Source organism: Scytonema hankhaensis NUACC26, from assembly GCF_045865695.1.
Lineage (GTDB): Bacteria > Cyanobacteriota > Cyanobacteriia > Cyanobacteriales > Nostocaceae > Scytonema.
Window position 1 is genome coordinate 90,554 of record NZ_BAACAP010000225.1, and the last position, 11,301, is coordinate 101,854.

Annotated in this window: 9 protein-coding genes; 6 read left to right on the forward strand and 3 right to left on the reverse strand. The window is 41.3% G+C overall.

What is annotated here, in order from left to right; genetic code table 11:
• Positions 1–87: 87 nt before the first annotated feature.
• Both scyA and ACKTT2_RS32730 read right to left on the reverse strand, forming a co-directional pair.
• Entirely contained in the window at positions 88–1,956 is a 1,869-nt protein-coding gene (scyA, locus tag ACKTT2_RS32725) for a scytonemin biosynthesis protein ScyA (protein ID WP_407894618.1), read from the reverse strand.
• 73 nt (positions 1,957–2,029) lie between these two features.
• Positions 2,030–2,158 carry a hypothetical protein gene (locus tag ACKTT2_RS32730; protein WP_407894620.1) on the reverse strand — a complete coding sequence of 43 codons (129 nt, stop codon included), beginning with the start codon at positions 2,156–2,158 and terminating at the stop codon, positions 2,030–2,032.
• A gap of 1,167 nt (positions 2,159–3,325) precedes the next feature.
• On the opposite strand from ACKTT2_RS32730, the gene ACKTT2_RS32735 reads away from it, so the two are divergent.
• The 6 genes from ACKTT2_RS32735 (at position 3,326) to ACKTT2_RS32760 (ending at position 9,823) form a co-directional block, all read left to right on the forward strand.
• Complete coding sequence (locus ACKTT2_RS32735) at positions 3,326–5,299, forward strand: scytonemin biosynthesis sensor histidine kinase (RefSeq protein WP_407894622.1); 1,974 nt, start codon at positions 3,326–3,328, stop codon at positions 5,297–5,299.
• A 139-nt stretch (positions 5,300–5,438) separates the two neighbouring features.
• Entirely contained in the window at positions 5,439–6,266 is an 828-nt protein-coding gene (locus tag ACKTT2_RS32740; protein ID WP_407894624.1) for a response regulator transcription factor, read from the forward strand.
• Between the two features lie 241 nt (positions 6,267–6,507).
• Positions 6,508–6,636, forward strand: a complete 129-nt coding sequence (locus tag ACKTT2_RS32745; protein WP_407894626.1) for a hypothetical protein — start codon at positions 6,508–6,510, stop codon at positions 6,634–6,636.
• A gap of 339 nt (positions 6,637–6,975) precedes the next feature.
• Complete coding sequence (locus tag ACKTT2_RS32750) at positions 6,976–7,674, forward strand: acyltransferase (protein WP_407894628.1); 699 nt, start codon at positions 6,976–6,978, stop codon at positions 7,672–7,674.
• A gap of 76 nt (positions 7,675–7,750) precedes the next feature.
• Positions 7,751–8,446, forward strand: coding sequence for an acyltransferase (locus tag ACKTT2_RS32755; protein ID WP_407894631.1), 696 nt, complete (start codon positions 7,751–7,753; stop codon positions 8,444–8,446).
• A 468-nt stretch (positions 8,447–8,914) separates the two neighbouring features.
• Positions 8,915–9,823 (forward strand): SGNH/GDSL hydrolase family protein, encoded by a 909-nt coding sequence (locus tag ACKTT2_RS32760; RefSeq protein ID WP_407894633.1) that lies wholly within the window; start codon positions 8,915–8,917, stop codon positions 9,821–9,823.
• Positions 9,824–10,238: 415 nt separating this feature from the next.
• On the opposite strand, the gene ACKTT2_RS32765 is transcribed toward ACKTT2_RS32760, so the two are convergent.
• Positions 10,239–10,919, reverse strand: a complete 681-nt coding sequence (locus ACKTT2_RS32765) for an HAD family hydrolase (protein WP_407894635.1) — start codon at positions 10,917–10,919, stop codon at positions 10,239–10,241.
• Between the last annotated feature and the right edge of the window lie 382 nt (positions 10,920–11,301).

Consider the following 11,301-nt stretch of genomic DNA (forward strand, 5'->3'; position numbering starts at 1 on the left):
ACGACTAGGGAATGGGGATCGGGGCTTAGGGATTGGGGATTGGGAATTCTTTGTTCCCAGTCCCTAGTCCCCATTCCCCAGTCGCCATTAAACATTTGGAAATGAAACATTTGGAAATGAAACTGCTGTCTTTTCAACAGGGGTTGATTTAACGCCTTGTGCTGCTAGACCAGCGTTACGTCCTTTGGAGGGTGCGCGTCGATCTGGGTCGATAATTACATCAATAACGAATGGACCGGGGAAAGCCATTGCTTTCTCTAGTGCAGTTTCAAGATCTGATTCTTGGTTGACACGAATTCCTTCTGCACCCATCCCGCGAGCCACTGTTACAAAATCTGTCTCTGGCATCAATGGATCTGCTCCTGTCAGCCCTAGCATTGCCATGCCTTGATGGCACATATTGTATCGGGCATCATTGAGGACAATCCATACGGCAGGAATTTGATATTTTACAGCAGTGCTAATTTCATTATTCATTAGCATTGCACCATCACCTACAATAGCTACAGACTTGGTGTTAGTTGTAAGAGCCGCTCCGATAACTCCGGTCACAGCGTGACCCATCGCTCCAACTCCAGTGCTGACACGGTAACGATTGGGTTGACCAAATCGCAAGAAGTGGGTAGCCCAGGTGAAGGAGTTACCGCACTCAGCCAAAACGACCGCATCGCTACCCTCGACGATGACTTTTTGAATTGCTTGCATCAGCGCTTCTGGTCTCACTGGAGAGTCGGTGCTTGGCTCGAGTACTTGTGTTTCGGGACGTGGTAATTGAAAAGCTCCTATACCCGCACTAGCTATAAGGTGTTCGTGTTGTAAGAGTGCTTGTAAGAAAGTTTTAATATCAGACTGGATAGCAAAGGTTTCAGCCTTTGAGTAGGCTACGCCAGGAACTGTAGGATCGATGTCTACGTGTATAAAACCTCCAGGAGGAACCAATGCTTGATTCCAGAAAGAGGTTGGTTCGCTCAGACGCGAGCCTAACACAAGAGTGCGGAAAGGCGTCTGCTGTTGCATATAGGTAAACACAGAACCATGACCGCCTAAACCTGTAACACCTACAAATTGGGGATGATCTTCGCTTAAAATACCTTTGCCACGAGGAGAGCACATAACTGCAGCCCCTGTGATTTCAGCAAGTTGACGAACTTCTTCTGCAGCGTGACGAGCACCGAAACCTAACCAAATCGCAAAGGGTCCTTCTGATAACAGGTCTATTGCTCTCAAAATAGTTTCTTTACTAGGTGTTAGTTTAGACGGGTAAACTCCTTGATAGGTTGGTATCTCATCGAGTGGAGATGTTTGTACGGCAGTGGGGATGCTCAAATGAGCGACGAAACCTCCTGGTTGCGACAAACCCAAAGCCAATTTGCGGAAAATCTGTGGAAGTTGTGCAGCGTTTTCTACTGTCGTTGCATAGTTGAACAACGTTCCGGATGTAAAAATTCCCTCGGTGGGTAATGTTTCGTTACTGGTTTCTTGAATTGCCCATTTTCCACGCTGTGGTGCTGAGGTGCAAGCTGAGAGTAAAATAACTTTTGCTCCTTCACCACGGGCAGCAAACAAGCCAGTCAGGGAATTAGTAATACCCGGTCCTGCTGTTGTGAAGACTACAGCCGGACGACCTGTGGCAAAGTAAGCTTCCGTTGCTGCAAAAGCAGCACCTGATTCGTGACGGACGTTTAAGACTTGAAGAAGGCTGTTGGATAAGGAACCCCAAAGAGTTGCCATTGCACCTCCAGCTACTCCATAAGCATGGGTAATTCCTAATGCTTCCATCATTCTGGCGATCGCATCTGCTACCGTTAGCGATCGTTGTGATTGTTCCACAATCGTAATGGTTTTAGATAGCTCTAGTGCAAGTTCTCTGGTTTCAGACTTGCTACAATTCGGGTCATATACCTCGTATGGCTGAGTGCCGTTACTAGAGGTTGTTTGTGTATAATTTTGGCTCATTTCTTCTACGTACTCCCTGAATCATGGAGAGGGTGCCAGTTAGCTTGCTTAGACTGCGCTTTCACTCGCAGCCTCAAGTATGTGTCATGCCAAAGTCTGCTTTTTCTTTCAAACGATTCACCCAGTTAGGCGAATAGCGAGCACGATTTGTTACCGTTTTCTTGATAGTAAATAAATCTTTACGTTCAAGGTAAACAATCAAGGCGGTGCTTATGGAAACAAGACTACAGAAGCTCAAGACCTTGCGGCAATGAAGAATCTTTTGATCGGGTTATCAATTTTTTTGCTCTGCGATCGTGCGTATTTTAACGCCTAGAATCGGGTGTTTCAACAGTTTTCTCTACCCTATTTAACTTACGTCTCTACCTAACGGTGGATGACAGAGCAAACTAAATTTTAGCTTTCACACTCAAAAAAATTACCGGATTTCTATTCGATTTTTGACATATATGTAGGGTGGGCTTTAGCCCTACCTACTTGCGTCTCTACCTAACGGTGGATGACAAAGCAAAATAAATTTTAGCTTTCACACTCAAAAAAATTCATGCTAATTTTTTTGAGATATTAAGTTACATAAAAAGAATAATAAAGAGAATGAGGTAGGCAGAGCAAACAAAAAAGTCAAAACAATATATTTTTAATAAAAATTTAATATTATAGATTATTCTTCTAATGATAGATGTCATAACACTGCTATTCGTAGCTCATACCTACAAATCAAGTTAGTGTTACCAATATTACATATAATGTTTACAAAAGCTATACCAAATGATAGATGCCGAAAAATACATAATACACGGTGGAAGTTCGTTCTATTTCTACAGGTGGATGATTCTGTAAATAATTTTGTAGTTGAATTCATGGAAGAGTTAAGTAAAGGAAGTCGATCTCACATCTAGAAATTTTTCGTAGGAATAATTGTTGATTAACTATCGGTAAATTTACAGTTTTTGTAGCTTGCACAAGACTAGCCATGCTAGCATGAGAAGCAAATATGGATATTTTTCCACAAACACCGGGAAATACTGCCTGTTGCTTTTACGCAAAGATATGCTAGGAAACCTTGGATGGAGTTGTTAACCGTAATTTCTACCTCTTTGAGGTAGTTTCTCACAGCTTGCTGTTGGTTCAATTGCATTGAGTAGCTACGTTGGCAAAGCATCAGAGACCAAGTATAAATACTGTTTTTTTCTATATTTAAAGATTTTGTAAAGTTATATTGAGTTTGTTAAAAAGTTTGATAGGTTAATTTTGCGGGTGAAACGACCCCGGAAAGTTAGGAAGTTTACATGGCAACCTGTAGATCGCGCAAAGAGATGATTGCTGCGAGAAAACTGGAGGGGCGGTTTACTTTAGCGACCATTACGTTATGTTATCTGAATCTAATTCTCAGTCGGTGCTAAAACCAGAAGAAGAGTTGCAAATTATACAAAATCTAATCAATAGAGTTGTAGATGCAACTTTTTGCATTGATGTAAAGGCGCAAATTATCTATGTCAATACTGCTTTTTGTCAAATGATGGGGTATTCCCGCGAGGAAATGCTCTCAATGAAACTGCAGAATATTGACTTGGATTTTGAGTTGCAAAAATGGTCGGAGCAATGGTCGGCATTGAAGCAACAAACTTCCCTCACCTTTAAATCTCGATATCGGACGAAAGCAGGGAAAATATTCCTAGTACGAGTCACGCTAAATTATGTAGAAACCCAAGGCAAAGAATTAGGTTGTGCAGTGGCTTGCGATCGCACTGAAGAACTAGTAGAGTTAAGTATAAGGCAATACGCAAACAAAGCTTCTGAGGTACAACGGGAGTTGCAGCCTGAAGCGATGGACTATCAAAACACAGAAACGGAGTTGGGATATTCTCTGTCTCTGGCTTGTTCCACCTTAGAATCAACTGCTATAGGTATACTTGCGTTAAGTCGTGAAGGAAACATTCTTTGCTATAACCAAAAATTGCTAGAAATGTGGGGCGTTCCATCGTCAATTCATCTTTCCATGGACTGCGATCGAGCGAAAGCCTTTTTTGAGAGTAAAGTTAAGGATGTAAAATTTTTTCGTACCGTCGTTTGGGACAAGCTAAGCCGCTCGGAGCTAGAAAGCTACGATTTAGTAGAACTCAAAGATGGTAGGATATTTGCCCACTACTCCAAACCACAACGCTTGAGAAACCAAATCATTGGTAGAGTTTGGAGCATCTGGGATGTTACTGAATTCAAGCGAACTGAGGAAGCGCTCAAGTTAAATGAAAGCCGATTTCGGGCTTTAGCGGAAGTAACAGAAGCTAGTATTTTTCTAATTCATAACGAACGTATTTGTTATGTAAATCCAGCAACAGAAATTCTCACTGGCTATTCAAAAGAGGAATTACTCAATAATTTTGATATTAAAAGACTGATTAAAGACAAAAAACTCAGACAAGTTCGCAAACAGGATGGATCTACCTGTAGTGAATATCAAGAAATGGAAATTATCGCTAAGAATGGCTCTTATCGGTGGTTGGCTTGTACTGTAGGATTACTTAATGGAGTACTTGATTTTTCGAGTAAGCCAGTCAAATTAGTGACAGCAATTGATATCACCGATTATAAACAAGCTGAATCAGAAGTGCGTCAAGCTCTCGAGCAGACAAAACGATTCAGCGAACTTAGAGAACGCTTTGTCTCTATACTCAGTCATGAATTCCGTACCCCTTTGAACGTTGTTTCTTTCTCTACCGATTTACTCAAACGGCATCTTCATCATTGGACGGAAGAAAAAAACCGTTCGTATCTAGATATCATTCAAGGCGCTGTTCAACAACTTGGCGAACTACTTGATGAGATCTTACTCTACAGGCAAGCAGAATCAGGAAAGTTGGTGCGCGAGTCTAGAGAGATCGACTTAGATAGGTTTTGTGTTGATATAGTTGCACAAATGGAGTTAGCTAGTGGTAATCAAAAGTCAATCAACTTTGTGAGCCACGGTAAGTGTTATAGCGTCCACTTAGACCCAAAGCTGTTACAGCATATTTTAAATAACTTACTCTCAAATGCTATTAAATATTCGTCTCCCGGAAGTACCGTGAGCTTTAAACTTCATTGTCAAAGTCAAGAAGCCGTGTTTCAGATCGAAGACCTTGGTATTGGAATTCCAGATGTAGATCGGCAACAAATATTCGAGCCTTTTTATCGAGGAAGCAATGTTGATAATATACCTGGAACGGGATTGGGTCTTTCGATTGTCAAAACTCTTGTTGACTTACATACTGGTGAAATTTCTGTAAAAAGTGTTGTTGGAGTTGGTACAACTTTCACTGTCAAATTACCAACAACGTATATCAGAGATGATGCTTACAAGTAGTGCCATAACTTATTTGTCAGCAAACCAACGCTGTCAACAGCACATCTAAACAAGAAATCATTCCTTAGTATGTGTGTTTCCCGTAACTTGGCTTTTGAATTCAGTAACCATAGGCTACCAAATATTGTGGTAATTAAACATGATGCAGGAAATGTCAAAAAAGATTTTGATTGTTGAAGATGATGCAATGACTCGCCGTATCTTCTTGGACGGTCTTCAAGCTGAAGGTTTTGAGACAATAGATGCTGAAAATGGCAGTATTGGTATTCAAAAAGCACAGGAGAATTTACCCGACCTGGTGATTTGCGATATTATGATGCCAGATATGGATGGCTTTAGTGTCTTGGCTGCGTTGCGACAAGATCCAGTTACATCCATTGTTCCCTTCATCTTTTTGACTGGTAGCGATACCAAAGCGTCTCTCCGTAAAGGCATGGAACTAGGCGCTGATGATTACATTACCAAGCCTTGTACAGTTAACCAATTATTAAAAGCCATTACTACCAGATTAGAAAAGCAAGCAAAACTCATGCAGTACTGGTATGCTGCGTGCTACGAAAAGCTTTCACAGCCAGCTGTCGATGGCGGTTCGTCACAATCGCCTACATCAATTTTTCCCTCAGTTCCTCAACTTAAAGAGGTTTTTGAATATATAGAAGCTAATTTCGATCGCGGAATTACTCTATGCGATGTTGCTGAAGCCGTGGGTTATTCTTCAGCTTACTTAACAAATAGGGTAGCAAAAATCACTGGAGAAACCGTAAACGGTTGGATTGTCAAACGCCGGATGGCTGCAGCACGTTCTTTACTGCAAGAGACAGACCAAACCATTGAACAAATAGCATCTGCTCTTGGTTATCAAAACGCATGCCATTTTTCCCGACAATTCCGTCAACATCATGGAACCCCACCTCAAAGCTGGAGAAAGGAGTACCAATTGTCCCGCCGTCAGAAAATTGAGGTGTAATACAGGTGTTGAATTTACTTCGCTAGGTTGAGCCACACAGTCCAATTTAACCCACCCTAACCCTCCCCAATGGATTGGCTTTCTAAGGGGGGTAAATTCTATTGGTCATTACCCAAATATAAATCTATGTCTTTCGGCAGACGTTATGTCTTGCCGATTTTGTGTGTTTTGTCTACTATATAGATAGTCGGTCTCTATTGATAAAGTAGACTAAATAGTAAGTCAATCATTTGCGTGCAACATGGTAACAGTGGCGTACTCTGAAAACTGGCTGCAATTAAGCCGTTATAGCAATCGGGGAAGTGCCTATTTGTTTGCACCAATGGTTGACTTCAATATAATGGCAGAAGTTGGAGATACTCCGCCTTAGCGTTACAGGAATGGGATAAAACTGCTAAGAGTTCGACAAGGATTGCATTTTCATCAAAATAAAGAATTTTAGATTTTCCCCAACTCACTTATGCAAAGTGTAGCTTTGGTAAAATCGTTTGGTGTTTTTGTATTCCTATTAAAAGTCGATGTTACATAGCTGGAAATTCCCTCAAGGCGGATAAGTCATGATTGGTGGTTTTAGGGGAATTACCTTAAAAGCAAATTAACCTTACTTGTGAAGTTTAGAACTCCTATTGTGTATCCTCTTGAGGGATTTAGTGTATTTGCCGTCTAAATATTTTCTAGTCCTTTAAAAGATTACAAAGGGTTGTTCATTATGAGTCATAATCTATCTCTTCCAAAATTACAGCGTGTAAAAGAAGTTTTTATTACGACCTTACTTGGAGAGTTACCATCGATTACCTTGGGATCGAAATGGCGAAATCTCTTCTACCGTTCAATTTTTTCCCGCGTAGGTTCTTCAGTATATATTCAAGAAGGGGTAGAATTTATTGGTGCTTCTGCAATTGAAATAGGTAATGGAGTGCATATTTTTAAAGGTGTTTGTCTTGATGGTGGAAAACACCAGAATAATAAACTTTTTTTAGCAGACGGAGTTGCGATCGAGCGTAATGTCAATATCGGTTGCTTGGAAGATACAGTTATACATATTGGACAAAAAACTTTTCTCGGTCCTGGAGTTTGCATTGCGGGACCCGGAAATATCACAATTGGTAAGCGATGTTTGATAGCCGCAAATACAGGAATCTATGCTAATAACCATAAATTTTCAGATCCCATAGAACCAATTAAATATCATGGCATCTCTCGTAAGGGAATTGCGATCGAGGATGATTGTTGGATCGGGCATGCAGTGACTGTATTGGATGGAGTCACCATTGGTAAAGGAAGTGTGATTGGTGCTGGAGCCGTTGTGACAGAAGATATTCCTCCTGACTCCGTAGCTGTAGGCGTACCAGCACGGGTTATCAAGTACCGAGCAACAAAGCAACTTCTGCAACAGGCTAGAAGCTAGAGAGTAGAAGGCAGAAAGTTGTAACCTTGTCCAATTGTGATTTTAGCTGTGTCTTTGTATACCGTATTTGTTCATTATGAATTACAATCCATCCTCACTTATTTGGAATCGCTTACTGCAAAGTGTTTTAACTAACTTGTTAGGCAATATCCCTACAAACTTCATCGGAGGCAATTTACGTAATTTACTGTACAGCCCCATTTTTGCTCATATGGGTAAATCTGTTAATATCCAGCCTGGAGTTACGTTTGTAAATACGGCTGTAATACAACTAGGAAGTGGAGTGCTTATTTTACAAGGTGTTCGCATAAATGCATCGGGGCATCCAAATAACAAATTTATTCTTAAAGATAGAGTTAGCCTTGAGAACGGTGTTGACATTAGGGCAATGAGTGACACTTCTATCTACATTGATGAAAGTACATATATTGGTCCTTATGTTTGTTTAGCAGGTCCTGGCAACATCAAAATTGGTAAAAAGTGCTTAATTGCAGCACACACGGGAATATTTGCTAACAATCACGTTTTTAACGATCCTACACAAAACATTTCTGAGCAAGGCGTCACTCGTCAGGGAATTATCATTGGAGATGATTGTTGGTTGGGTCATGCAGTAACTGTATTGGATGGAGTCACTATTGGTGAAGGCAGTGTTATCGGTGCAGGAGCCGTAGTTACTAAAGATATTCCCCCTTACTCAGTAGCTGTGGGCGTGCCAGCACGGGTTGTTAAAAGTCGAAAAGAACAGCAACTGGTGAAACCTTCCTTTTGAAAGTGATTTCCAAGAAATAAATTATCCATCTTGTGAGACCCAGAGCAGCGCCGTGCGGTGAGACAGGGGCGCTGCTCTGGGTTTCCCTCCGCCGCGCCCCTGGCGTATAGCCCTTGCGGGCATAGCCTATGCCTGATATGACACCACGGCTATCGCCGTTCGCGAAGCGTGTCCGTTCGCGTAGCGTGTGCTTTGCAGGACATAGGAGATACGACCGAAGCGCAGCGTGTACCTTGCACCATACTCGAAGGGGGGTCTGGCGACTGCGGAGCGTCCTGTACGCGAATAATCATTTGTCTACGATTCGGTTTTTCACACTCTACTGATAAAATAATTTGTTACATTGAGAAAGTAACTCAATCAACAATGCCCGATTGGCAAAACAAAAAATAAAATTTGACATATGCGCGTAGTAAAAGCTCTCTTCCTTGGTAGGGAGGAGGGCTTTGAGTTGAAAGGTTTTTTTCAGTGAGACGACTATTTATTGCAGCAGTACTTGCTCTTTTTTCTTCAATTATCGTAGTAGCACTTTCTGATTCAATACAAAGCTCTAATATGATACAGGTTTCTCATCAAATTAATAGACTATACGTGTTTGGCGATAGCCTTTCAGATGTTGGTAATGTATATCATGCATCGGGAAAAATTTATCCCCCTAATCCTCCTTACTTTGAAGGACGTTATTCTAATGGTTCCGTCTGGATTGAATATCTTTCTTCCAAACTAGCAATAACTCCAGAACAAAATTCCAACTTTGCTTATGGAGGCGCAACTACAGGAAATGGCAGCGTTAACGGGATCCCAGGTTTGTTAGCACAAGTTCAAGCTTTTACAAAAGTGCATCAAGAGGTCAATCCAAATGCTCTTTACGTTCTATGGGCTGGTGCAAATGATTATTTGTATGGTGGTGCCAATCCTACATTGACTGTTAGTAATATATTGAAAGCGATCGCGTCTCTCTTAAAGATGGGTGCTAAAAAAATCCTGGTTGTCAATTTACCAGATTTAGGAAAAGTTCCTGCAACACGCACCAGTGCAAATTCTAATACCCTCACTTCGTTTACAACCGCTCACAATCAGATTTTAGCGAAGTCTGTTGAGGAACTTAAACAGGAATTAGGTTCTGATACTCAAATCGCGATTCTTGATGTTTATTCTTTATATCAAGAAGCTACGAAACATCCTACCCGTTTTGGTTTAACGAATGTGATGAATGCTTGTTCCAATAATCTTGCTATTTGCGATAATCCAAACAAGTATTTGTTTTGGGATGGCATTCATCCAACAACGCTGGCTCATCAAGTCATAGCAGAAGCTGCTCTAAAAGTTATCAAGAATGAATTTTTGCCTGCTACTAGTCCACAACCTTTAAGTTAGGAACTTCCAAATATAAAATCTGCCAAAATTTTTTGTGGTGCGGGCATCCTACAAATTTCTTGTAGTGCGGGCATCCTACAAATTTCTTGTAGTGCGGGCATCCTACAAATTTCTTGTAGTGCGGGCATCCTGCCCGCTATTTAGAGGATGTTTGTAAAGTCTACCATTATATCAAGATCCTCCCTAGCCCCCCTTCAAAAGGGGGGGAAAATACTCTAAAAGTCCCCCTTTTTAATACCGTTTTCAGATGAAGATGCATAGAAAAAACTCTACCATCTGTGGTATCTCTCCTTACCCCCCTTGATCCCCCCTTATAAAGGGGGGAAATAAGAGAAATCTAGTTCCCTCCCCAATACATCGGGGAGGGTTAGGGTGGGGTAAAAATAATATGCAGCTATTATTGTTTGCACTTCCGTTATTTATTGACAAAAGAAGATTTTCCAAAAGGCGAATTGTCGTAATGAGCTAACAAATCAGATGGATCGTTGTAAATTGCCAGAGCATCCTTTAGGGAAGCATCATCAAAACCACCGCAACGTACTGCGACGAGACCCACTCCTACTGCATTTGCAGATTGAATATCGTAGGGTGCATCACCAAGCATCAAGACTCTATTCGGTCTCATATTCAGTTTGTCCAGTGCTGCTTCCACAATATCTGGTGAGGGTTTAGAAGTTTCAGCATCGTTAGATGTTGTTGCTTCATCCAGCAAATCGTCTACTCGGGCTACTTTGAGCAACGCTGAAAGTTCTTCATTTGAAGCTGAGGTAGCAACAATAAGTCGCAATCCAGCATCTTTCATACGTATTATCAATTCCCTCGATCCAGGGGCAGGTTTTAGTGTATGCACATAGTCGTTTATAAATATCTCCTTACGTCTGGAAGCGATCGCTTTTCCTTCTCCTTCGTCTTTTGTAAGTCCCGGCACCATTTTGGGTATGATTCGATCGCCTCCCATTCCTATCAGTGGTCGAACCTGCTCAAATGGCACGTCGTATCCAAATTCTTTAAATACATCAACCCAAGCTTGGGCATGAGCATCATTGCTTAAAACGAGAGTACCATCGATATCTAAAAGTACTGCTTGTAAATCCATAGTGAAAATTCCCTATGCAGTGAGAAATTAAATCAGGCGTAGGGTGGGCATTACCAACCCTACTTTATTGGGGGACTTCCAAGAAATAAATGACCCCAGAATGTGGTGCGGGCTAGAAGCCCGTACCACAAGAGAAAGTTGAATATTTTTTTATTTGGAAGTCCCTAAGAGGATGTTTGAAAAGTAGTTGGCTGTCATTTGAATCACATTATTACCCCCCTTAGTCTCCCCTTGTAAAGGGGGGAAAGAAGAGAAATTTAGTTCCCTCCCCTTGTAAAGGGGGGAAAGAAGAGAAATTTAGTTCCCTCCCCTTGTAAAGGGGGGAAAGAAGAGAAATTTAGTTCCCTCCCCTTGTAAAGGGGGGAAAGAAGAGAAATTTAGT